The sequence below is a fragment of the Streptomyces sp. NPDC059373 genome, assembly GCF_042751495.1.
Lineage (GTDB): Bacteria > Actinomycetota > Actinomycetes > Streptomycetales > Streptomycetaceae > Actinacidiphila.
Genome location: NZ_JBHYXC010000039.1, coordinates 39,286 through 61,154, shown reverse-complemented (window position 1 = coordinate 61,154; position 21,869 = coordinate 39,286). Strand labels below are relative to the sequence as shown.

Here is a 21,869-nt window from a genome sequence, read left to right as displayed (position 1 = left end):
TCCCTCTCTCGACATGGGTCGGTGCTTATGCCGGCGGCGCACTGTGGGCCGGGGCGCCGGGTGGGGTGCGCAGGCTGATGTGGGCGGCGACGATCCGCCACTCGGGGTCGCCGGTGAAGACGAGGGTGACCCGGAAGATTCCGTCGATGGGGTGCCCCCGGTAGCTGCCTTGCTGCGTCTGGGTGCCGATCACGAAGGCGTTGCCGCCGATGTACCTGGTGTCGGTGTCGGGGGCAAAGGCGAACGCGGTGTAGTTCAGGCCGTCGGTGAACCGCTGGAGCCATTGCTCGCGGTTGAGCACGAAGCCGACGGGGCCTACGGCGAGGAAGTCCGGGTGGAGCAGGGTGCCGAGGGCGTGGGCGTCACCTTTGAGTTCCGCGCCTGCCCAGGCGGTGAGTTGCTCGTCGAGCGTGGTCATGATGCTCCTTCATGGGGGAGTGGCGTGGGAGCAGGGCGGGGCCGCCGCGGTGGTCGATGGGCGGTTCCGACCCGTGGCTCCTCCCGTGCTGCCGGCGACGGCGGATGACGTGATGACCGCCCTCTCTAGAAGCGTAGGCATCTAAGGATTAGACGTCAAATGGTTCGACGTCAATGCTAGGGTTTGCCCATGCAGTCGTTCCGTTCTCCCATCGGCCTTGAGTTGAGCCAGACCGCCCGGGTTGTCAGCCGGGCGTTCGACGACGCCCTCGACGAGGCCGGTGGATCGCTGCCCGTATGGCTGATCCTGCTGAATCTGAAGATCCGCCGGCCTGGCAACCAGCGCGAACTCGCCGAGGCGGTGGGCGTACGCGAAGCCACCCTCACGCACCACCTCAACGCCTTGGACACACGTGGCCTGATCACCCGACGGCGCGACACCGTCAACCGGCGGATCCACGTGGTCGAGCTGACCGAGGCCGGCGAGGAGGCCTTCCTGCGCATGCGCGGGGCCGCCCTGGCCTTCGACCGCAGGTTGAACGACGGACTGACCGACGCCGACCGCGACAACCTCACCGGACTCCTGCACCGTCTCGCCGGGAACGTGGGCGCCGGCGAGAGTGACTCCCCGCCATGGGCAGGGCTGGCCGAGCCGCCGCCGAAACCGGCCCCGCGCACGACCACCGGGCCGGGAGCCGGTGCCGCCGAGTAGTGAACGCTCACCTCCGGCCGCTGTCGGCCCGAGAAGCCATGACGGGGGCGGAGTCCGCCGGACGACGGGGGAGTCGTCGGCACCCCCTACCTACCGCCCTCCACACCACGCCCGACGAACAAGATCGGCATCTAGGGCCGGAGTACTAGGCTGACCGCCATGAGTGCACACTTTGACGTGGTGGTCCTGGGCGCCGGCCCGGGAGGATATGTCGCGGCGATCAGGGCCGCCCAGCTCGGCCTCGGCGCGGCGATCGTCGAGGAGAAGTACTGGGGTGGCGTGTGCCTCAACGTGGGGTGCATCCCGTCGAAGGCGCTGCTGCGCAACGCGGAGCTGGCCCACATCTTCACCCAGGAGGCCAAGACCTTCGGCATCCGCGTGAACGGCGAGGTGAGCTTCGACTACGGCGAGGCCTTCACCCGCAGCCGCAAGGTGGCGGACGGGCGCGTCAAGGGCGTCCACTACCTGATGAAGAAGAACAAGATCACCCAGTACACCGGCCACGGCACCTTCAGCGACGACCACACCCTCCAGGTCGCCCTCACCGACGGCGGCACGGAAACCGTCACCTTCGGCCACTGCATCATCGCCGCCGGCGCCACCACGAAGCTGCTGCCCGGCACTTCGCTCAGCGAGCGCGTGGTGACGTACGAGGAGCAGATCCTGTCCGACACGCTCCCGGAGAGCATCATCATCGCGGGCGCGGGCGCCATCGGCGTCGAGTTCGCGTACGTACTGCACAACTACGGCGTCCACGTCACCCTCGTCGAGTTCCTCGACCGCATCGTCCCGCTGGAGGACGAGGAGGTCTCCGCGGAGCTGACCCGCCGCTACAAGCGGCTCGGCGTCGATGTGCTGACCTCCACCCGGGTCGAGGCGATCAACGACTCCGGCGACTCGGTCAAGGTCATGGTGACCATGGGCGGCCAGCGGCAGACGCTCCAGGCCGGCAAGGTGCTGCAGGCGATCGGCTTCCAGCCGCGCGTGCAGGGCTACGGTCTGGAGAACACCGGCGTGAAGCTCACCGACCGCGGCGCGATCGACATCGACGGGCGCTGCCGCACGAGCGTCCCGCACATCTACGCCATCGGCGACGTGACGGCGAAACTGATGCTCGCCCACGCGGCCGAGTCGATGGGCATCGTGGCGGCCGAGACGATCGCCGACGCGGAGACCATGGAACTCGACTACGTCATGATCCCCCGGGCGACCTACTGCCAGCCGCAGATCGCCAGCTTCGGCTGGACCGAGGCACAGGCCCGCGAGAAGGGCTTCGACGTCCGGGTGGCGAAGTTCCCGTTCACCGCCAACGGCAAGTCGCACGGACTGGGCGACACCGCGGGCTTCGTCAAGATCCTCAGCGACGCCCGGCACGGCGAACTCCTCGGCGCCCATCTGATCGGCCCCGAGGTCACCGAGCTCCTCCCGGAGCTGACCCTCGCCCAGCAGTGGGACCTGACCGTCCACGAGGTCGCGCGCAATGTGCACGGCCACCCGACGCTCGGCGAGGCGGTCAAGGAGGCCATCCACGGGCTGGCCGGTCACATGATCAACATGTGACCGGGGACAATCGTCGCCATGACCGACGGTATGGACAACGCCGAGAGCCGCCTGGCCAGGATCGAGCGGCTGCTGGAGAACGGCGGCCGCGATGTAGCACCCGCGTGGCGCCGGGCGACACACGGTGAGCCGCGCTGGGCGGTGACCGCCGTGATCCTGGTGGCGGTCGCCCTCCAGCTGATGCTGCCGCACCGGCTCACACTCCAGCCGTTCTGGGCGCTGCCGGTCCTGGAGCTGGTGCTGCTGGCCGGCCTGATCGCCGCGAACCCCCGCCGGGTCGAGCCCCGGACCCGGTGGCTGCGGTGGTGGGGGCTGGCACTGATCGGCGTGATCAGCCTGGCCAACGGCTGGGCGGCGGTCCGGCTGGTGGTGGGCCTGGTGAACGGCACCGAGGGGACGGACGCCGGGCCGCTGCTGCTGACCGGCGGCGGCATCTGGCTGACGAACGTCATCGTGTTCGCCCTGTGGTACTGGGAGTGGGACCGCGGCGGACCCATGGCTCGGGTCCGCGGTCACCACCAGTTCGCCGACTTCCTCTTCGTACAGATGCAGAGCCCGGAGACCGCGCCGCCGGACTGGGAGCCCGCGTTCCTGGACTACCTGTACCTGTCGTTCACCAACTCCACCGCCTTCAGCCCGACCGACGTGATGCCGCTGTCGCGCTGGGCCAAGATGCTGATGATGCTGCAGTCCTCGGTCTCCCTGGTGACCGTGGTCCTCGTGGTCGCCCGGGCCGTCAACATCCTGAACTGACAGCCCGGCCAGGATCGCGACCTGGCACCCGGACCACTCCGGACACGGCAGGCCGTGCGTGACCTGACCTGACCTACCTGCTCACCGAGAACCGGTACACCCGGGACTCGCGGGCCTGGAACCCGAGCCGCTCGTACAACCGGTTCGCCGCCGGCCGCGAGGGACGTGACGTCAGATCCACAGTCCGGGCGCCCGCACGATCCGCCAGACGCAGTGCCTCCTCGGTCAGCGCTGCCCCGACTCCATGTCCCCGCGCTGCCCCGTCGACCACCACGTCCTCGATCCGGGCCCGCAGGCCGGACGGAACGGGGAACATCACCAACGTCAGCGAGCCGACGATCTCCCCGCGGACCCGGGCCACCAACACCGTGGTCGCATCGCAGGCGACCATCCGCGTCACCGCCTCACGGTCCAGCGGCACGGCCGTACGCGACAGTTGCGGCAGCAACTGCGCGAAGGCCGCCACCACCTCGTCGCTCGCCTCGCCGACAACCTCGATTTCAGCGCCCATGATCACCACCCTACCGACCACGCCACGACGCAAGGGGCCCGCACGTGAGCGGTGGCCAGAGGTGGGGCCCGGGGCGTTCGGGCTGCGCGGCAGGCCCAGGATCGAACCCGTCCGGGACCACCTGGCCGACACCACGACCGCGGCGCGCCTGTGGCCCGCCGGCTGTGACCTCACCGGCGTCGACCTGACCTTCGGCCACCCCTGGCGGTGTCGTCCTGCCCGCGGGACCTCGGCCGTAAGGCCCCGGTGTCCTCCCTGGCCATCCAGCGGGTCGGCGACCCGGCCGAAACCGCGGCGGCGACGAGCGACGAGCACGGACCGGTCGCCGGGGCCATGAGGCGCCCGGGCCCGGCGGACACCGGCTACTTCTCGGGCTGGGGCAGGTGGGTCTTGGCGTCGTCATAGGTTGCCGAGCCGGCTGCCTCGGCGGGGGCGTAGACGAGGTTCAGCACGCCTGTCTGGAAGGTCTCGGAGGAGATCAGCTTCAGCGGGATGGGAGCCTCGCCCTCCTCGAACAGCCGCATGCCCTTGCGGAGGGCGATCGGGTGCACCAGCAGGTGCAGCTCGTCCAGCAGCCCCGCGTCGAGCAGTTGACGGACGACGGAGACCGAGCCGCTCATACCGATGGGGCCGGTGCCGGGCTCGCTCTTCAGAGCGGTGACCGCCTCGACGAGATCGCCCTTGAGCAGCTCGGAGTTCCGCCAGGTGAACTCGAGCGGCTGCTTCGACACGACGATCTTCCGGGCATCCCCGAGACCCTTGGCAAAAACGGCGTCCTCCCCGCCGGCCGCCTCCCGCTCCGGCCACGCCCCGGCGAAACTGTCGTACGTCTTACGACCGAGGAGCAACGTGTCGGCCGCGCCCACGGTGGCGCCGACGGCCGCCCCCATCTCGTCGTTGAAGTACGGGAAGTGCCACTGGTCAGGCGCCTCTACGACGCCGTCGAGCGAGATGAACAGATCTGCGATGATCTTCTTCACGATGGCTCTCCACAGAAGTCGTCGGTGTTTCCCTACTCGGCCAGTAGACGACGCAGTCCGGCTGAACTCATCGGCACCGCCCCGCGAGGAAGAGGACCACCGACGCTTTGCCGCCATGAGGACCGGCCGTGGCGCTGCCATCCTTCTTTCCATGTCCGCACGAAATCGAAGACTGCCCCGGCACCGTGCCTGGCCCCTGACGACTACTGACATCAGCGAGTGTCTCGGCACCTGCATGACCCGCGTCACGGACCTGCGGTTCCTCACCGGGCACGACAGCGGGACCATCGTCCTGGGAGCCGAATGGATCGCTCCGCATCCCGTCAACCACGGCCGTGGCACCCACCCGGACATGGTCGGCTTCCGTATAGACGTCCACCCGGTCGACGCCACCGCACGGGCCGCCACCCGCGCCGTTCTCCAAGGGCATGCACTCCCACAACTGCACGAATGGATCACGCAGGCCATCGCTGCCGACGAGACCTGGAGACTGACCCCTCACCAGCGCCACTGGCGATTCACCGACGGCCGCCTCACCCACCACGACGAAGCATGATCAGTCAGCCGGCCTCATAGCGAGCCCGGGCACGGTTGAGGGTTCGCGTGGTGATCGGTACGGCCTCGCATCACTTGTGCCGTTTCTCGGGTCGCGTCACGACGGCGCTCGCGGGGGGCGGGGATCCCGCGTCCACCGATCAAGGTCGCGGGAGGTAGCGGGGCCGTTACACGTTGTCGCTGCTCAGGGGCCACGGATTGCGCTCGGGACGGGTCGATCGGAGCGAATCATTCGCATCGGTGCGGGATGCGGCCGGCTTCGGTGTCGTTTCTCATGAGCGCGTGACCTTCCCTCGATGGAACCTCGCAGGCCGAACTCTCATCTACAGGATGTAGTAGCTGAAATGAGGAAACCCGGCCGGCTGCGGTTGCCGAGCGACGGGGACGGGGACGGAAAGAGGAGACAATCGCCATGGCTGACGGCCCTCGCACCGGCGGCGCTATCAGGCTGCGGCGGCACGACGTGCCGGCCCCGGTGGAACCGGCGGTGCCCCGGACACCCGGTGTCTCCGACGCCGCGCCGCAGCAGCTGCACCGGGGGATGACGCTGATCGCCACGGTCAGCCTGTTCATCGGCACCCGCTCCGCCTGGACGACGGCGATGACGTCCCACCCGCCGGTCGCCGCGATCATCTCCGTCTGCTACGCGGGGATCCTGGTCTGCGGCGTCCTCGCCCTCGCCGTACGAGGCCGGCGGGCGCTGGCCCGGGTGGATCTGGGCGTACTGGTGCTGGCCGTCGTCCTGGTGGTCTGCGGTTACTGGCTCAGCCACGCCGGTACCGACGAGGGCGTGCTGACCGCCAAGGCCGCGAGCGAGATACTGCACGGCCACCCGATCTACGGAGAGCCCTGGCCATGGCTCTTCGGCACCGCGAAGGTCGGAATCACCAAGACGATGGGCGGCGGCGCGGACTACACCTACGGCTACCCACCCCTGACCGCCCTGCTCGCCGCCCCCGTGCACGCCGTCGTCCACTCGACGGCGGCCGCCACCATGGTGACCACCGGCGCGCTGCTCGCGGGCGCCGTCGCGCTGTGGCTGCTGCTGCCATTGCCCTGGCGGCCGGCGGCCACCGCCGTGTGCCTCGGCTTCGGCATCCTGCCCGGCTACGCCCGCTCCGGGTATCCGGCCATCGTCGCCCTCGCCCTCCTCATCCCCGCGGTGGTCCGCTGGCCCGCCACCGGTGCAGGCGGCCGGCTCGGCCGCAACGGGGTGCTGCGAGCGGCGTGCCTCGGCGCCGCCTGCGCCGCCCAGCAACTCGCCTGGTTCCTCGCCCCGTTCCTACTCATCGGCCTGTACGCCGTCCGGCGCGGCGAACTCGGCCGCCGGCCGGCCTTGGCCGTGGTCGCCCGCTACACCGGCACCGCTGCCCTGACCTGGGCCGCCGTCAACGCGTACTTCGCCGTACAGGACTTTCACGACTGGCTGCGCGGGCTGCTGCTCCCCATCACCCAGAATGCGATCCTGCATGGCCAGGGCATCATGGGCATCTCGTACTACTTCACCGACGGCAGCAGCCGCCTGGACTTCTACTCCTACGGCAGCCTGCTGCTGCTCCTGGGCCTGCTCGCGGCCACCCTGCTCTTCGTCCGGCGACTCGGCCCGGCCCTCACCGTCCTGCCCTGGCTGTCCTTCTACCTCGCCACCCGTTCGCAGGACGGCTACTTCCTGATGATGACCCCGCTGTGGCTTGCGGCCGCCGCCACCGTCCCCGGCTCTGCCCTGGCCACCGCCTGGCAGCCCCGCATCCCACGCCTGACCAGCCACCACGCCAAAGCCGCCCTGGCCGCAGGGCTACTCGCCCCCGCCGTCCTGTGCGTCGGCATCGCCGCCGCCAGCCCACCCCCACTGCGCCTGAGCCTCGCCCCTCACTTCACCAACAGCCCCCACCGCGGCATCACCAGCATGGTCGTACGGGCCGTCAACACCACCGGCACCACTCTCACCCCGCACTTCGCCAGCCGTACCGGTCAGGGCGCCTCCAACTGGTGGTCCATCACCTCCGGCCCGGCATCCCTCGCCCCGCACGCCTCCTCCACGTACGTCGTGAGGCCGCCGGGCGGCTTCCGAGCGCCGCCCGGCGGCAAGCACCCCAGCTTCTACCTGATCGCGGTCACCGGCACGCCCATGACCATCACCACCGCCACCATCCCCCTCACCGCTCACGCGGCTTCCTGAGCGGTGCGCCGGATGATGGCGGCGGTCACCACAAACGCACCCGCAGACACGCACAGCAGCCGCTCGAAGAAGACAATCGGGATACGACCGTCGGGGAGCAGCATCGAGGCGACAGCGCCGAGCGTTGTCGTCACCGCCGCCGACGTCCAGAACAGCACGGGCCGCCGTACGACCTGGGGAGGCGAGCCATGCCAGCGCCTCAGCAGTCCGCGGCGCCCGATGTGGACGGTCGCCCAGACCCAGCCGACGATTCCGATCAGTGTGGAGGCCGTGTGCAACGCGACCCACCAGGGTATGCCGGGCACCATGGGTCTGCCGAGCACGGCGAAGCCCAGTGACGTCCCGGCCAGCCGGTCGTGGGTGACGTCGTCCCAGAGCCGGTGGGTGACCGCGCCGATCCACGCCGAGACCACCGTGACGTGCCAACGGTGGCGGATCTGTCCCAGGACTCCGTACTCTCCCCACCAGCCCGGCAGATGCGCGGCGACGACAGGGGCCGACCGTCGGATGAGCAGAGTGGCGACGACGCTCAAGGGGACTCCCCACAAGGCGAGTCCCGCCCACGTGTGCCCGTACGTCAACAACGGCGCGCCCACCGCATAAGGAAGATCCGGCGCGGTGGATCCGACCACCAGCGCGACGCCGTCGAACCAGTGCGGCCGCCGCATCTTCAACGGCATCACGGCGGCGGCATGAGACGGGAAAGTCAGTGGCACAGCTCGTCACCTGCTTCTTCGGATCCGACGCCTCCCGCCCCTGCACACCCCACAGTTGGACCCGCCGGGCTGCAGGCCTCGGCCGCTTGCAGCAGCGGCGTCGGGGTCGCCACGCGGTAGCGGTGACTCTGGCAAGCAACGGCGCGTACCGCGCCCCGGGCGGACCGCCTTTCCTCAGGCGGTCGCGGATCACCAGCCTCACAGCCCGGTTGCCCCTCGACTCCGGTCTGCCCGGCGGAGACACACCCGGTGAATGCCGGGAGTACGCACGACCCTGGCACAACCCCTGGCTGCGGGGGTATCCGTGAAACCACGTAGCCGGGCCCGCCGCCGGAGCGGGAACGAAGAAGAGGGGCCGTTGCCGTACGCCCTGTCCGCGGCGAGGCCGTTCGGCGCCGGTCACCCGCACCGGGGCCGGCCGGTGAGGCGAGAGTGTGGCCGACGTCAGGAGCTCGTGAGGATGACGAGTTGCTGGGTCGCGCGGGTCATCGCGACATAGCGGTCGACGGCTCCTTCGATGCCCTTGCCGAACGTCTCCGGGTCGATGAGGACGACCAGATCGAACTCGAGCCCCTTCGACAGTTCCGGCGTCAGCGACCGGACGCGCGATGTCGCCCGGAACGTGCCACCGCCGGTGTCACCAGTGCCGATGACGCAGGCGATTCCCTCGGCATGTGCAGCGAGCCAGGTGTCGAGGATCGAGTCCAGATCGCCAACAGATCCGTGCACGACGGGAATGCCGCTGCTGCGGATGGAGGTCGGCACATTGGCGCCCGGGAGCACAGCGCGGATGACCAGCTCGGCTTCCGCCATGACCTCTTCCGGCGTGCGGTAGTTGATACTCAGGGAGGCCACGTTGATCCGGTCGAGCCCGACCCGTTCGAGCCGTTCCTGCCACGACTCCGTGAACCCGTGCCTGGCCTGGGCGCGGTCACCGACAATGGTGAAGCTCCGGGACGGGCAGCGGAGCAGCAGCATCTGCCACTCGGCGTCGGTCAGTTCCTGAGCCTCGTCCACGATGATGTGCGCGAACGGGCCGGCGAGAGGTTCCGGTTCGGTGCCGGGCAGTGCGCTCTCGTCGATCAGGGTGTCCTGCAGGTCCTGTCCGCGCAGCATCGTCACTGCACCTTCGCCGTCGTCGTCGGCCTCCAGCAGGCCGTCGATGACGTCGGCCCTGCGCGCACGTTCGGCGGCGACAGAGGCGTCGTGCCGGCGCTTGCGTACTGACGCCTCCGGGTCGCCGAGCCGCTGCCGAGCCGCGTCCAGGAGCGGCAGGTCGGACACCGTCCAGGCCTGGGCGTCCTTGCGCTGCAGTTTGCGAACGTCATCGGGGCCGAGCCAGGGAGCGCACTTGCGCAGGTAGGCGGGCACCGACCACAGATCTCCGACGAGGTCACTCGCTTCGAGCATCGGCCACGCGCGGTTGAGGGTCCTGATCAGCTCTCGGCCCTGCAGCAGCGACCTGCGGAGCAGGTCGGGCGGGGCGTCACTGTCGTCCTTGTCCATCAGGATCGTGAGCAGCTCCTCCCGGATCTGGTCGCGCGCCTCGTTGTGCGGAGTACCTGGTTCCACCGCATCGAACGCCGTCGCCCAATCGTGAGCGCTCAGCCAGATGTCGGACCAGTGGCTCGAGACCGTCATCCCCTCGGTGGGCGGCTCCTCGTAGATGCCGACGGCCGGTTCGATCGCCTTCACCAGGTCCGCGGACGACTTCAGAAGGGCCACGCTCGGGTCGGTCTCGATCGCTGCTCCGGCTCCCTCGGTGACGAGGTCGCGCAGAGTGCAGGTCTGCACGCCCTCCTCGCCGAGGCTGGGCAGGACATCGGCGACGTAGGCCAGGTAGGGCTGGTGCGGACCGACGAACAGCACACCGCCCCGACGGTGACCGAGGCGAGGGTCGGAGTAGAGGAGGTGGGCGGCGCGGTGCAGGGCGACGACGGTCTTGCCCGTACCCGGACCGCCTTCGACGACGAGAGCGCCGCGGGATCCCGCCCGGATGACGGCGTCCTGGTCGGCCTGGATGGTGGCGAGCACGTCGCGCATCCGAGCCGACCGGTTGCTGCCCAGGCCGGCGATGAACGCGGACTGGTCGTCGAGCGCGGCGTGCCCCTCGAGCCCGTCGGCGGTGAACACTTCGTCCCAGTAGTCGCTGATCCGGCCGCGGGCCCAGCGGTACCTGCGGCGGCTCGCCAGACCCATCGGGTTGGCGTGGGTCGCCGCGAAGAACGGCTCGGCCGCGGGGGAGCGCCAGTCGAGCAGCAGCCGACGCCCCGCGCTGTCGGTGAGGCCAAGGCGTCCGATGTACACGGGCTCGGGGCTGTCCGCACGGACGATGTGTCCCAGGCACAGGTCCAGACCGAAGCGACGCAAGGTGCGCAGGCGACCGGTCAGGCGGTGGATCTCCGTGTCCCGGTCCATCGCCTCCCGGCCGATGCCGCCGGGCGCCTTGCGCTCGGCCACGAGGCGGTCGGACAGTTCGGCGATCGCCTGATCGAGGCTCTCCGAGATGGCCGCGAAGTGCTGCTCGTCGCCGTCGATCAGCGCCGGGTCGGCCTTGGGGGAGAGGCGGTCGGGAAGGTCGAACGCGCTGGAGGTCAGAGGGTTCATGTCATCAGCTCCGGTCCGAGGCCGCTGCCGCGACGGCCGGCGGCGCGCACATCCGCATCTCGGTGCCGAGTGCCCGCACCCGCAGTGCGCGTCCCTCCACCGACTCGACGTCACCGCACGACCCGTAAACCGACAGCACCACACGCACTTCGTGAATCTCCCATTTCTGCAGGTTCTGACCTCGGCCCGCGATTCTGCCCCACGGCCGGGGCCTTGCCGCAAGCCCCCCAGTGCGCTATAAGTTGAGAGTGGCAAGGAGTGGGTACTCCTCTTTGCCTTCATCGTCCGCTCTGGACGGACAAGCCCTCCGCGCATCGGCACGAGCTGTCAGGGCCGCAGGAGCCTGACGGTGAGGAAGCACGGAGCTTGGTGGAGCTTGGTGTAGGACGTTTCGTCAACTTCTCGGAGACCAGGCGTTGGGCGTGGTTCGACGAGACTTTCCAGCAGAAACCCGGCGGCGAGCAGCTCGCCCAGGAAGTCTCCAGCGGCATGCGTTGGTAGCGGATTGCCAACGTGCCGCCGGCGAGGGGGAGGTCAACCCAGTCGTTGGCGTAGTACGAGCCGCCGAAGCGCCGCCGGTCAGCCGTCGGGTGGGTCGTCGAGACCAGCAGCCACCCGCCCCGACGCAGGACTCGCCGCAGCTCGCCGAGGAGATGCGCCCGGTTGGCGACGTGGTGGAGCATCAATGCGCACACGGACCCGTCGAACGACGCGTCGTCGATGAAGTCCAGCGGCTTCTCTGCATCGTGCAGGATCAGCTCGGCTCGGTCGCCCAATCGCTCCCGCGCATGACTCAGGAGGGTTGCGCTGCCGTCGATTCCCACCACCTCGGCACCACGCGCCAGGAGTTCGCCCGCGTAGTGCCCGGCCCCGCAGCCGACATCGAGAATCCTCAGCCCCGCAACGTCCCCTGCCAGTGCGAGCGTCGCGGGCCGGTCGGTGTGGGCGTTGTAGGGGCTGGTGTCGGCGTTCTTCGCGAAGTAGTCGCCGAGCTCGTCGTGGTAAGCGGTCTCTGCGCGCATCGCGACAGCATTGCGCCGATTGCCGGCAACCGCGAACGGGTTTTCGCCTGACCGATGGCGTGGTCCCGTCGTCGGCTGTCGGCTGAACAGCCGGCCCGGGGCCGGTCCGGGGGGGAGTCGGACCGGACCCGGGCCGGACTCACACGGTGGCCTGGTCGAACTGCTCCCACGTGCCGATGCTGGTGCGGTTCGCGATGAGGGCCTTGTCGCCGCCGTTCTCGGCGGTCACGTACTTGCCGTTGATCCGGGCGAGGAGGCTGACGGTGCCGCTGGAGTTGGTGACCAGCTTGAAGGTCTCCCACGCGCCGATCGAGGCGCGGTTGGCGATCAGCGGGTCGGCGCCCGCGTTCTCGGCGGTGACGTACTTGCCGTTGATCTTGGCGCGCAGCGCGATGTTCCCGCTGCCGGCGTCGACCACGTCGAACTGCTCCCAGGGGCCGGCGGAGGTGCGGTTGGCGATGAGCGGGTCGGCGCCGGCGTTCTCGGCGGTCACGTAGTCGTTGTTGGCGCGGGCGCGCAGCGTGATGGTCCTGAGCGCGGCCGCGGAGCTGACGACCGGCGAGGTGGGGCGGGTGGCGGTGAGCGCGATCTGGCCCTTGAGCATCTTTCCGCCGTCGCCGGTGAGGCGCAGGTAGTAGTCGGAGGAGCAGGCGGTGCCGTCCTCGTCGAGGGTGAGCATGCTGGAGTTGGTGGGGACCCAGGACTGCGACTCGGCGGTCTTGGCGATCTGGTTGCCCTCGTTGTACTCGTCGAACATCGAGATGTAGATGCCCTGTACGCCGGCGCGGACCATGTTGTAGAACTGCCGCCACATGAAGTCGCCGTGTACCCGCTGCCGGGCCTGCAGGTCGCCGGGGAGCACGCAGGGCTGGTAGTCGATGCCGTGCGCCGCGCAGTCCGCGGCGTCGGGCACGGTCGCGTTGGTGTAGAAGTTGTCCGCGTCGCTGATGCTGCCGATCCGCCCGACCAGCCACGGGGACAGCATGTTGAAGGCGTGGTAGACGTCGCTGAACCCGGCGCGCGAGTCGCTGGTGCCGGTACGCCACCAGGTCGGCACGCCGCCGATGACGTAACAGCCCTGGGACTTGAACCAGTTGACCACGTCCAGGCAGGCGTCGGCCGAGAAGTTGTGGTTGCTGTCGTTGAAGCCGAAGCCCCATATGCACACGACCGGCTTACCGTTCTGGACGGCATACGCGGACGACGCGGTGTGCGCCTTCATCTTGTTGGTCCAGTCCGTCTTGATCTCGGACTGCATGTTCGTCCAGCCGGACACGTCGTACATGATGTAGAACTTGCGGCCGTGCGACTCCGCCGCGCTGCGTACCTTGGTGGCCATCGCGTCGCGGGTCGGGCCCTCGCCGCCGACGGGGTTGAAGCGCTGCAGCGCCGCGGTGTCGATGTTGTTCTCCTGCATCCACGAGAAGTGGGTGTCGACCGTCTGCTGGTCGTAGGAGGAGAACAGCGACGGCGACTGGCCGTTGCCGAGGTTGGCGTAGGCCGTCTTGTACGTCGTGGTGTATTCCCGCACGTCCGGCCAGGACTTGATACCGGTGTTCGACGGGGACGGCGACTGCTGGGCGTTGGGGCTCCAATGCCACCAGCAGTTGATCGGCGCGCTGTCGCCGCTACAGGCGAACCAGCCTTGGTAACCGACGCTGATCTTCCCGACGACGTCGCCGGCGGCGCTGGCCGACGTGCTGGCGGTGGCGGCCCTGGCGATCCCGAAGGCGCCGGCCGCGGCGGCCGCGGTACCGCCGAGGGCCGTGGTGAGGACCTTGCGGCGCGACCAGATCTGTTTGCGGTGGGACAGCGGCATGGTGTGGTTCTCCGTGTGGGGGAGGTCTGGCCGCTCGGATTCGGCAGGGCCGTCCGGTAGCGGATGCGGTGGGGGATGAGGGACGGCCAGGCGCGTCGAGTTCGTGAGCGGCGCACCCTGCGCCAGGCCCTTGGAACAGGCGGTCGCGGCCGTCGACAGGGATTCAACGGGCGCGGGTGACCGTGGGTCAAGGCGGGTGGCGCGGGTGTGGGAAACGGCTCGTTTCCCCGGTTTTTAGTTATGAGCGGTGCGGTGCCGTACACGCGCAGGCGGCGCTGAAGGCGTGTTCGCAGGTGTGGCGGGCCTGTTGGGCAGGTGGTGGCGGTGCGGACCGGCGCAGGCGAGGGGGAGTGCCCGGAGTGAGGGGCACGGTGGGTTGCGGGGTGAGGAACCGTTCAGCGAACGGGATCAGTGACCGCTCCACGTGCGGGCACGTCCGTGGCCTGGCGGTAGTAGTCGAATTGGGCCATGGCGCCCTGGATGCGCACGATCATCCGTGCGCCGCCCGGCCCACGATGAGCCTGATCGCGCTGATGGTGAGGTCGGGGTCGTGGACCTGTACGTAGTGGTCGCTGCCCGTGGCGAGCAGGTGAGGGGTCTGCGGTGCCAGTTCCACCAGCGCCTGCTGCACCCGGGGCCAGGCCCGTTCCAGTCGCGTCAGAAGCGGCTTCGGGGTTCCCGCGGGGGCGGCGAAGGGTTCCGTCTTGCTGATGACGCCGAGGGGTACCTTCGGCAGCGGACCGGCGCGGTCGACCGCGGCGACGGCCCCGTCGATGTCGACCTTCTCGAATGCCGGGTCGTCGTCGAAGGGCGTGCCGGGACGGTTGAGCAGTCGCACGTACGCGGCCCAGTCCGTGCCGAAGAGCGGCTTGATGTTCGTACCGAACGAGTCGACGAAGACGAGGCCGCTGGTCCGTTCCGGGTGCTGCTGTGCGTACAACCGTGTGACCATTCCGCCGAAGGAGTGGCCCACCAGCAGGTAGGGGCCCGGCACCTGCCCCGACGTCAGCACCTTGTCGAGGTCCTGCGCCATGTCCGGGAGCGAGCGTGTACCGGTCACCGGGGTGCTGCGCTTGGTGAGGGCGGGGGGCTGGGTGTACCGGACCGTTCCGGGCCGGTCGTAGGTGCAGACACGGGTGAACTGCGCCACGCCCGGGAAGACCGCGGGCGCCTTCGGCACCGGTGGGCGGGTGTCGGTGATGCTCCAGGTGTCGGACGAGTCGTGGAGCCCCGACACGAGGACGACGGTCGGGCTGCCGCTTCCCCGGCAGTGCAGATAGATCTTCCGGCCGCCGCCGATGTCCACCTGCCGCGCCTCGTCATTGGTCGTCGCAGCCGGTGTCGCCGTCGAAACCGCGGAGGCGGCCGCTCTCGCCGTTGCGGTGCGGCCGGCCGGGACGGTGTCACAAGCAGACAGCAGCAGCAGGGCCGCCGCGGTCGGCGCCAGCACCCCGACGAGTAGACGGTGTCGCATGGCACGAGCCTGCCGGGGGGCGCGGTTGTCCGCCACCGGGCCGGCACCGGGAACCGCAGGCCAGGAGCCGTTGCGCGTGGTACGACGCGTGGTGGCCGGGCCCCGAGGTCTTCCCCCTGGGGCCGCTGCCGGCCCGGGGCGTGGCCCAAGGCCACCCGGGCCGGTCCTCCGTCGCCGCAAAGAGCCACACAGGGATCGTTATCCAGATCTGCTCAGGATTCGTGCAGGTGGAGCCGGTGCGAGGTCGGCAGGAACGTCAGGCACGTCCCGTTGCTGGGCGATGGGCTGCGATGACGAGTAGCTGAACGCCGCCGTTGGCGAGAGGGCACTCCAGAGGATGCCGGTGATCGTGGAGGCGGTCCCGCTCGCCGCGGAGGGTTTTGATCTCCTCGCGGGCCATCGCCAGGTCGGACTTGAGGCTCGCGCTGCTGTTCTTCGACCCCGTCCCCCGCCACAGCCCCTGAAAAGGGGAAACGCCCCTTCCGAGGGTTCTCGGAGGGGGCGTTTCGATGTTCGGGACTACCTTGGCTTGGTCTCGGCATCTGCACGCGCCAGCACGGCGTCGAGTGTGGCGTACTCCGCCTCCTCGATCGCGGCAGCGGCGAAGTCGATCGTGTCCAGCGCGTAGGACTCCGCGTCCTGCGCCGCGCGCTCGGCGCGCTGCGTGTCGCGCTCCGCCTTCCGTTCCTCGACGCGGGATTTGACTGACTGGACGTGCTCCTGCCATTTGTTGCCCACATCCGCCAGCGAGGCGGAGGCCTCGGCCTTCTTCGCCGAGACATCGTGCTGGAGCTTGCCCGCCCTCTGTATCGAGTCCTGCTTGGCCTTGGTGACCGAGGCCGACAGCTGCTTCCGGTCCTCCGCGATCGCGTGCTGCACCTTCTCCTGCGCTTCGTGCGCCTTGTCCGAGAGCGCAGCCATGCGATCAGTCGACTTTGACATGGGATCCCAGCCTTTCCGACGAGGGAAACTCCAGCCGATCGAAACACGAAGGGCGCGGGAGCGCGTCCGTAGACGCGATCCGTAACCGCCATCCGGGTGAAATCGTCCCGGCCGCTCCCGCAGGGACATCTGCGATGTATCCGCCTGTGGATGTGCCTGCCCTCCTCAAGATCGGCTGACCAGCAACAATCCAAGATCAAGAGACTTCGCCCTGCCCTGCCCTGCCCTGCCCTGTCCTGTCCTGGCTTCGGCTGGGACAGGGGCGCCCTTGTCGTGCCGGTATGACGTTCCACCCCGGAAAGTGTCCCGGGGCGACGAAATTCGCAGGATGAAGGTCACTGTGAAGCCACAATCAGCGCCCAGTTGTCAGGCGATTCGGGCGCGGGCGCCGGTGAGCTCGCTTGCGGTGCGGACGAAGCCTGCGATCCAGCGATTGCGTGCCCCGGTGGCCCAGGCCACTGAGAGCAGGTACGGATTTCGGAATGTGAACAGCGGCTTCTGCCTGGCAATTCCGAATTCGAGCACGGCGGACGGCCTCCAAGCTATTCAGTGGACCTGCACGACCAACACCGACCAGCAATGGCCGCTGAGGTAGTCGACCTCACGTTCGTCTCCATGGCGTGGCCAGTCGATCGCCGTCGTTGAGCAGCCCCCACGTGCGCCCCCGCCCTGGTCCCGGCTTCGGCCGGGACGGGGGCCCTTGTTTCGCCATGCTCGAAACGATCGACAGCGGCGACCACGCCAGCCATCGCGAGCAGGGCGGCGTGATCCGCCGCTACACCGCCTGGCGCAACCAGCCTGCCGGGGGGCGCGGTTGTCCGCCACCGGGCCGGCAGCGGGCACCGCAGCCGGGAGCCGTTGCGCGTGGTACGACGCGTGGTGGCCGGGCCCTGAGGTCTTCCCCTGGGGCCGCTGCCGGCCCGGGGCCGTGGCCCAAGGCCACCCGGGCCGGTCCTCCGTCGCCGCAAAGAGCTACCCAGGGATCGTGACCAGGCCAAAGGCCGCGTGGCCCGACCAGAAGGCGCGCGTAGGGACAGCCATCGGCATCCGCAGATGGGAAGTGCGGCAGGATAAGCCGATAGGAGGTCAGGGGCTTTGTCCGCTACCAGGTGAGTCCGGCTTACTCACCTGCCCGTCCACTGTGCGCCCCTCCATCCCCACTCCGGCGGGGCCAGGCCCGTGCGGTCAGGCGGGGTCGACCTCGGCCCGCAGGGCGTTGTAGTCGGCAAAGGCCGACTCGACGTCGGCGCGGGTCAGGCCGTAGCGGGACAGGTCGTAGCTGTGCGGGCGGGTGCCCTGTGGGCGGGCTGTGACCTGGGGGAGCCGGGCGGCGTCGGCGTCGGTCCACCGGGTGCCGATGGACTCGTAGAGCTTCGGGGCGCCGGTGGCCGGATCGGAACCGAGCCAGGAGTACGGGACGTCCACCAGCGCCTCCCGGGGGATCGCGGCACGGGCAGCGAGGCCCCGCGCCATGGAGCGGCTGAGCAGTTCGAGCCAGGTGGCGCCGATGCCGTGCAGGTCGAGGGGGCGGACGGTGATGGCCATGCCGTGCTCGACCAGGCTGCAGAACGACGGCACGACGGCGACCGGGTCACGGTGGGTCCACACGATCGTGGCGTCGGGGAAGACGCTGAGCAGCGCATCGAGGTTCTCGGTGTGCAGGGGGGACTTCAGAACCCAGCGGCGGCGGGGACGGCCGTACTGGAGCACTTGGAAGACCTGCTTGAGGTGGCGGTAGTCGGGGACGAAGTCCCGTTCATCGTGCCAGGTCCGGTACTGCGGGATGCGGGCCTGGGACAGCGGCATAACGGTGTGCGGAAGGGCGAAGGTGCACTCGTCGGGGCCCTCGGCGCGGAGAGGGTGGATGTCGCGGAAGCGCGGGGCGAACAGGTTGATTCCGCCGACCATCCAACGCGCGGAGGTGATGGCCTTCTGCCGCTGCTCGGGCGCCACGTCCAGGTCGGGTGTGAGCAGTTCCCACAACAGGGGACATCGGTGCTCCTCCGATAAGGACAGCACGCCGTGGGTGAGCGTGGTGGCTGTTCGCGGCAGGCCCACCACGAACACCGGCTTCTCGACGGGCTCTTGCTCGATCGCGGGGTGCTCGGCGATCAGCCGCCGGATCCGGGCCCGGTTGGTGAGATGCCTGCGGACGTGACCCTGCGCGGACAGCCAGCCGACCGGAGTGAGGTTCTCGTCCGCGGCCCAGTGGCGCAGCAGGAACCGGAAGTCATCGACGAACCGCTGATCCCCCTCCGCCTGCCCGGTCTTGGCGACAAGCCGGTCGAAGGTCCGGTCAGGGATACGACGCGAGCCGAAGCCCGGCCGGAGCAGCAGATTGGCCAGGGTCAGGGCGAGGGGGGCGGAGGACACGGGGCGAGTTCCTTTCGGAAGGCCGGATGGATGGGGGAAGTTATCTCATCCAACTGGCCTGCCGTGCCCACGAGTTGACAAAGTCTGCCCGTATTGCCGACGACCCGCGGGACCAGCCGGACGCGTGAAGGATTGCTCCCGGTGGAGTAACCGCTGCGCAACTGCTGGCCGGGGGTGGTGGTCTTCGACGGCGTCAGGTCGGGCGCATGTCTGGTCCGCCGGCCTGCAGCAGCGTGGCACCGGTGGGAGTCAGGGTGTCCAGGACGGCGGGGCCGTGGCGGCGATCACGCTGGCAGGAGCGGTCTGGCGTCGTCGGCGCACGCGAGCGTGTCCCAGGGTGGCGTGTACGGCTCAGGAGTAGCGACGGACGACTGGGGGGACGAAGGACCGCTCTCCGTCACGAGCAACTCGCACAACGACGTGTCGTGTTCAGGCCGGTTCGCGGTGGCGGTGTTACGGCGGTGACTGCTGTGTTCAAGCCGTAGGCCGCCGAGTGGCTGATAAGCGCTTGTCGTGTTCCCGGTATGTGTCCGCAGAATGCACTCGTCCGTCACCACCGGCTTTGCCCCCGGGAGCGCCGATGGTCATCAAGCCAACCCCCCAGGTCACCGCCTGCGGGTCAGGTGGGACGAGGACCCATGGAGCTCGCACCCGACCCGGCGCCCGCCTTGACCGGCGGCAATGACACTCGGCGCCGTTACGACCTGCGGCCAGGAGACGTACGAAGAGGACTCCCGCCATGTACTGGCCCGGGTCCCGCGACGAACTCGGCGCGAGACTCATCCTCATCAAGCCGTCTCTACTGCCGGTCACCGCCGGGCAGCGGAGTCGGCCGAGGAACTCGACGCGTCGCTGCCGGCCGGTGGGCTGATGAGCCAGGCCGTACGCGTGGTGGGTTCCCCGGACCCTGCCGCCCGCCGACGCGTGGGCCGACCGAATCACCCGAATCACCATCGCCTGAGACCCACCGCAGTGCAGCGGGCGCCGCGGAGCAGCGAGCCCATCCCCCCACACGGAGGTCCCCCGTGCACATGAGAGCCGTCCTCGCCAGACTTCTGCCCGCGACGCTGATCGCATCGATCGCTCTGGTCGCCCTGCCCGGCCAGCCCGCCCTCGCCAAGAGCGACTTCACCGTCAAACCCTTCATGGGCTGGAGCAGCTGGAGCGTGGAGTCCTCCACCCGCTCCGGATACGGAACGAGTTGGCTGAACGAGAACAACATCAAGAACGCCACGGACTCGGTGGCCACCAACCTCAAGTCGGCCGGGTACAGCTACATCAACGTCGACGCAGGCTGGGACGCCACCTTGAGCTGGAACTTCCACACCGATGCCAACGGCATCCCCGACCCGGACCCGGCGCGCTTCCCCAGTGGTATGGCGAGCCTGGCGTCCTACATTCACGGCAAGGGGCTCAAGTCCGGGATCTACCTGGGCATCGGCCTGGAGAAGGAGGCGTACGACAAGAACGCCCCCATCGCCGGGACCAGTTGCCACACCCAGGACGTCGCCGTCCAGCCGCTCACGGCAACCAACGGGTGGGGCTCCAACTGGAAGATCGACTACTCCAAGCCCTGCGGCCAGAGCTACATCAACTCCATCGCCAACAAGTTCGCCTCCTGGGGCATCGACTTCATCAAGATCGACGGCACCACCCAGGACAACGTTGCCGACATCGCCGCCTGGTCGCAGGCCATCGACCAGTCGGGCCGCCAGATGTACCTGACCGCCAGTGCCTGGCCGGTCCCGGTCTCCATCGCCGGCGCGTTGAAGCCGTACGCCAACGGCGTCCGGGTCGACACCGACGTCGAGTGCTACTGCGACACCGTCTCGTCCTGGAACAGCTCGGTCAGCGCCCGGTGGAACGACCTGCCTAACTGGCTGGGCTCCGTCGGCTCCAACTACTGGCCCGACCTGGACTCCATGCCCGTCAACAACAACACCGGATCGGGCATCCAGGACGGGCTGAACGACACCGAGCGACAGACCGTCATGACCTTCTGGTCCATGGCCTCCGCCCCGCTGTACGTCGGCGGTGACGTCTACTTCATCGACAGCAAGGCCGTCTCCATCCTCAGCAACCCCGAGGTCATCGGAGTCGACCAGGCCGGCCGCACACCGACCCAGGTCACCGGCGGCACCCTGCAGGTCTGGAAGAAACAGATGCCCGACGGCAGTACCGTGGCCGCCGTCTACAACCTCGGCTCCAGCGCGAGCAACATCACCGTCAACCTCGCGTCGCTCGGGCTGAGCGGGACCCAGTCCGTACGTGACCTGGCCTCGCGTACGGAACTGGGCACCGCCTACAACAGCTGGACCGCGAGCGCTGTGCCCGCTCACGGCTCCCGTCTGATCCGGATGACCCCGGCGACCGGCGGACCGATCACGGGCACCGGGTCGAAGTGCGTCGACATCAGCGGGGGCAACACCGCCGACGGCGCGGGCATCACCATGTACACCTGCAACGGCCAGTCCAACCAGTTCTGGAGCCACATCGGGAACACCTTCCAGTCGCTCGGGAAGTGCCTGAACGTCACCGGCGGTGGCACCGCGAACAGTACCCGTGTGCAGCTGTGGACCTGCAACAACTCTGCCGCACAGCAGTGGACGGCACCCGGCGACGGCACGCTGCGCAACCCGCAGTCAGGGCGCTGCCTCGACGCCGCGGGAGGCGGCACGGCTGACGGCACCCCGGTCATCATCTACGACTGCAGCGGCGGCTCGAACCAACTCTGGACGTACCCCTCCTGAGGGCCCATGTCTGCGAGCCCGGCCGGGCCGGCCACCCCATGGCTATGGCGTTGGGCGGTCCGGCAGCGGGCTGACGACCGGTGTGCTGACGCGTTGGTAGATCACTGATCTGCGGAAGTTGACGATCTCGCGCCGCTTGCCGAACCGGTCCACGAGGAAGGTGTGCAGCTGGTCCGGTCCACGTCCTGCACCGCCCGCCACACGCCCAGAAAGTCGTCGCTGCCGGCGACGACAAAGACGGACAGGACTTCCGGCAGCGCGTTGGAGTAGCTCTTGAAGCCTCGATGACCTCTCTGCCGAGCCGGGCGTACCTGGATGGTCGAGGAGTACGCCCGGCACAACGGACACGCCGATCTGCTCCGTGAGCGCATCGATGGCGCGATCGGCGTGTGAGGCGCGGGTATCCCCGCCTGCCGCCTGGAGCCCGTCGGTACCCAGGGCTCCAGGCGTTGGGGCCGGGAGAGTTGGTGTAGCCGCCCGACTGATCTGCTGTCGCCGC

The 21,869-nt window shown here is 69.1% G+C and carries 19 protein-coding genes and 1 pseudogene; 8 read left to right on the top strand and 12 right to left on the bottom strand.

The genetic code is table 11. The features are described from left to right. Window positions 1-25 precede the first annotated feature (25 nt). Window positions 26-418 (bottom strand): nuclear transport factor 2 family protein, encoded by a 393-nt coding sequence (locus tag ACFXJ5_RS33795; RefSeq protein WP_384639783.1) that lies wholly within the window; start codon window positions 416-418, stop codon window positions 26-28. Window positions 419-607: 189 nt separating this feature from the next. Between ACFXJ5_RS33795 and ACFXJ5_RS33790 the strand changes: the two genes are divergently transcribed. From ACFXJ5_RS33790 to ACFXJ5_RS33780, 3 genes are all read left to right on the top strand, one after another. Beyond that, window positions 608-1,129 carry a MarR family winged helix-turn-helix transcriptional regulator gene (locus ACFXJ5_RS33790; RefSeq protein ID WP_384639781.1) on the top strand — a complete coding sequence of 174 codons (522 nt, stop codon included), beginning with the start codon at window positions 608-610 and terminating at the stop codon, window positions 1,127-1,129. Window positions 1,130-1,288: 159 nt separating this feature from the next. Beyond that, complete coding sequence (gene lpdA / locus ACFXJ5_RS33785; RefSeq protein ID WP_384639779.1) at window positions 1,289-2,689, top strand: dihydrolipoyl dehydrogenase; 1,401 nt, start codon at window positions 1,289-1,291, stop codon at window positions 2,687-2,689. An 18-nt stretch (window positions 2,690-2,707) separates the two neighbouring features. Then, window positions 2,708-3,442: a hypothetical protein gene (locus tag ACFXJ5_RS33780; protein WP_384639776.1), complete on the top strand. Its 735-nt coding sequence runs from the start codon at window positions 2,708-2,710 to the stop codon at window positions 3,440-3,442. A gap of 73 nt (window positions 3,443-3,515) precedes the next feature. Here ACFXJ5_RS33780 and ACFXJ5_RS33775 read toward each other — a convergent pair whose 3' ends face one another. Both ACFXJ5_RS33775 and ACFXJ5_RS33770 read right to left on the bottom strand, forming a co-directional pair. Next, a complete protein-coding gene (locus ACFXJ5_RS33775; protein WP_384639773.1) occupies window positions 3,516-3,953 on the bottom strand; it encodes a GNAT family N-acetyltransferase in 438 nt (145 codons plus the stop codon). Between the two features lie 362 nt (window positions 3,954-4,315). Beyond that, the gene (locus ACFXJ5_RS33770) at window positions 4,316-4,933 is read right to left on the bottom strand and encodes a dihydrofolate reductase family protein (RefSeq protein WP_384639770.1); all 618 of its coding nucleotides are present in this window, start codon (window positions 4,931-4,933) and stop codon (window positions 4,316-4,318) included. A 235-nt stretch (window positions 4,934-5,168) separates the two neighbouring features. On the opposite strand from ACFXJ5_RS33770, the gene ACFXJ5_RS33765 reads away from it, so the two are divergent. Next, the gene (locus ACFXJ5_RS33765) at window positions 5,169-5,489 is read left to right on the top strand and encodes a hypothetical protein (protein ID WP_384639767.1); all 321 of its coding nucleotides are present in this window, start codon (window positions 5,169-5,171) and stop codon (window positions 5,487-5,489) included. 411 nt (window positions 5,490-5,900) lie between these two features. Beyond that, window positions 5,901-7,667, top strand: coding sequence for a hypothetical protein (locus ACFXJ5_RS33760; RefSeq protein WP_384639764.1), 1,767 nt, complete (start codon window positions 5,901-5,903; stop codon window positions 7,665-7,667). Here ACFXJ5_RS33760 and ACFXJ5_RS33755 read toward each other — a convergent pair. The 8 genes from ACFXJ5_RS33755 to ACFXJ5_RS33720 form a co-directional block, all read right to left on the bottom strand. Further along, window positions 7,652-8,383 (bottom strand): DUF4184 family protein, encoded by a 732-nt coding sequence (locus ACFXJ5_RS33755; RefSeq protein ID WP_384639761.1) that lies wholly within the window; start codon window positions 8,381-8,383, stop codon window positions 7,652-7,654. The genes ACFXJ5_RS33760 and ACFXJ5_RS33755 overlap by 16 nt on opposite strands. A 444-nt stretch (window positions 8,384-8,827) precedes the next feature. Further along, the gene (gene helR / locus ACFXJ5_RS33750) at window positions 8,828-10,990 is read right to left on the bottom strand and encodes an RNA polymerase recycling motor ATPase HelR (protein WP_384639758.1); all 2,163 of its coding nucleotides are present in this window, start codon (window positions 10,988-10,990) and stop codon (window positions 8,828-8,830) included. A gap of 4 nt (window positions 10,991-10,994) precedes the next feature. Further along, on the bottom strand, window positions 10,995-11,132 hold the full coding sequence (locus ACFXJ5_RS33745) for a hypothetical protein (protein ID WP_384639755.1): 138 nt from the start codon (window positions 11,130-11,132) through the stop codon (window positions 10,995-10,997). A 136-nt stretch (window positions 11,133-11,268) separates the two neighbouring features. Beyond that, window positions 11,269-12,012, bottom strand: a complete 744-nt coding sequence (locus ACFXJ5_RS33740; protein ID WP_384639752.1) for a class I SAM-dependent methyltransferase — start codon at window positions 12,010-12,012, stop codon at window positions 11,269-11,271. Window positions 12,013-12,151: 139 nt separating this feature from the next. Further along, complete coding sequence (locus ACFXJ5_RS33735; RefSeq protein WP_384639750.1) at window positions 12,152-13,831, bottom strand: xylosidase; 1,680 nt, start codon at window positions 13,829-13,831, stop codon at window positions 12,152-12,154. Window positions 13,832-14,321: 490 nt separating this feature from the next. Next, the gene (locus ACFXJ5_RS33730; RefSeq protein WP_384639748.1) at window positions 14,322-15,305 is read right to left on the bottom strand and encodes an alpha/beta fold hydrolase; all 984 of its coding nucleotides are present in this window, start codon (window positions 15,303-15,305) and stop codon (window positions 14,322-14,324) included. A 519-nt stretch (window positions 15,306-15,824) separates the two neighbouring features. Then, complete coding sequence (locus ACFXJ5_RS33725; protein WP_384639746.1) at window positions 15,825-16,226, bottom strand: hypothetical protein; 402 nt, start codon at window positions 16,224-16,226, stop codon at window positions 15,825-15,827. Window positions 16,227-16,613: 387 nt separating this feature from the next. Then, complete coding sequence (locus tag ACFXJ5_RS33720) at window positions 16,614-16,772, bottom strand: hypothetical protein (protein ID WP_384639814.1); 159 nt, start codon at window positions 16,770-16,772, stop codon at window positions 16,614-16,616. On the opposite strand from ACFXJ5_RS33720, the gene ACFXJ5_RS33715 reads away from it, so the two are divergent. Continuing rightward, the gene (locus tag ACFXJ5_RS33715) at window positions 16,732-16,842 is read left to right on the top strand and encodes an RICIN domain-containing protein (RefSeq protein ID WP_384639811.1); all 111 of its coding nucleotides are present in this window, start codon (window positions 16,732-16,734) and stop codon (window positions 16,840-16,842) included. The two genes, ACFXJ5_RS33720 and ACFXJ5_RS33715, sit on opposite strands and share 41 nt — an antisense overlap. Window positions 16,843-17,432: 590 nt before the next feature. Here the strand turns inward: ACFXJ5_RS33715 and ACFXJ5_RS33710 are convergent. Further along, the gene (locus tag ACFXJ5_RS33710; RefSeq protein ID WP_384639744.1) at window positions 17,433-18,620 is read right to left on the bottom strand and encodes a sulfotransferase family protein; all 1,188 of its coding nucleotides are present in this window, start codon (window positions 18,618-18,620) and stop codon (window positions 17,433-17,435) included. A gap of 1,031 nt (window positions 18,621-19,651) precedes the next feature. Between ACFXJ5_RS33710 and ACFXJ5_RS33705 the strand changes: the two genes are divergently transcribed. Then, window positions 19,652-21,370: a ricin-type beta-trefoil lectin domain protein gene (locus tag ACFXJ5_RS33705; RefSeq protein ID WP_384639808.1), complete on the top strand. Its 1,719-nt coding sequence runs from the start codon at window positions 19,652-19,654 to the stop codon at window positions 21,368-21,370. 309 nt (window positions 21,371-21,679) lie between these two features. After that, a pseudogene (locus ACFXJ5_RS33700) lies at window positions 21,680-21,763 on the top strand (mycothiol transferase); the annotation flags it as partial. Window positions 21,764-21,869 lie beyond the last annotated feature (106 nt).

Excerpts from the sequence above, each read along its gene's own strand:
- ACFXJ5_RS33705 (WP_384639808.1), top strand. The coding sequence starts at position 19,652 with ATGAGAGCCGTCCTCGCCAGACTTCTGCCCGCGACGCTGATCGCATCG.
- ACFXJ5_RS33780 (WP_384639776.1), top strand. The coding sequence starts at position 2,708 with ATGACCGACGGTATGGACAACGCCGAGAGCCGCCTGGCCAGGATCGAG.
- ACFXJ5_RS33775 (WP_384639773.1), bottom strand. The coding sequence starts at position 3,953 with ATGGGCGCTGAAATCGAGGTTGTCGGCGAGGCGAGCGACGAGGTGGTG.
- ACFXJ5_RS33795 (WP_384639783.1), bottom strand. The coding sequence starts at position 418 with ATGACCACGCTCGACGAGCAACTCACCGCCTGGGCAGGCGCGGAACTC.
- ACFXJ5_RS33735 (WP_384639750.1), bottom strand. The coding sequence starts at position 13,831 with ATGCCGCTGTCCCACCGCAAACAGATCTGGTCGCGCCGCAAGGTCCTC.
- ACFXJ5_RS33730 (WP_384639748.1), bottom strand. The coding sequence starts at position 15,305 with ATGCGACACCGTCTACTCGTCGGGGTGCTGGCGCCGACCGCGGCGGCC.
- lpdA (WP_384639779.1), top strand. The coding sequence starts at position 1,289 with ATGAGTGCACACTTTGACGTGGTGGTCCTGGGCGCCGGCCCGGGAGGA.
- ACFXJ5_RS33790 (WP_384639781.1), top strand. The coding sequence starts at position 608 with ATGCAGTCGTTCCGTTCTCCCATCGGCCTTGAGTTGAGCCAGACCGCC.
- ACFXJ5_RS33740 (WP_384639752.1), bottom strand. The coding sequence starts at position 12,012 with ATGCGCGCAGAGACCGCTTACCACGACGAGCTCGGCGACTACTTCGCG.
- ACFXJ5_RS33760 (WP_384639764.1), top strand. The coding sequence starts at position 5,901 with ATGGCTGACGGCCCTCGCACCGGCGGCGCTATCAGGCTGCGGCGGCAC.
- ACFXJ5_RS33765 (WP_384639767.1), top strand. The coding sequence starts at position 5,169 with ATGACCCGCGTCACGGACCTGCGGTTCCTCACCGGGCACGACAGCGGG.
- helR (WP_384639758.1), bottom strand. The coding sequence starts at position 10,990 with ATGAACCCTCTGACCTCCAGCGCGTTCGACCTTCCCGACCGCCTCTCC.
- ACFXJ5_RS33725 (WP_384639746.1), bottom strand. The coding sequence starts at position 16,226 with ATGGCTGCGCTCTCGGACAAGGCGCACGAAGCGCAGGAGAAGGTGCAG.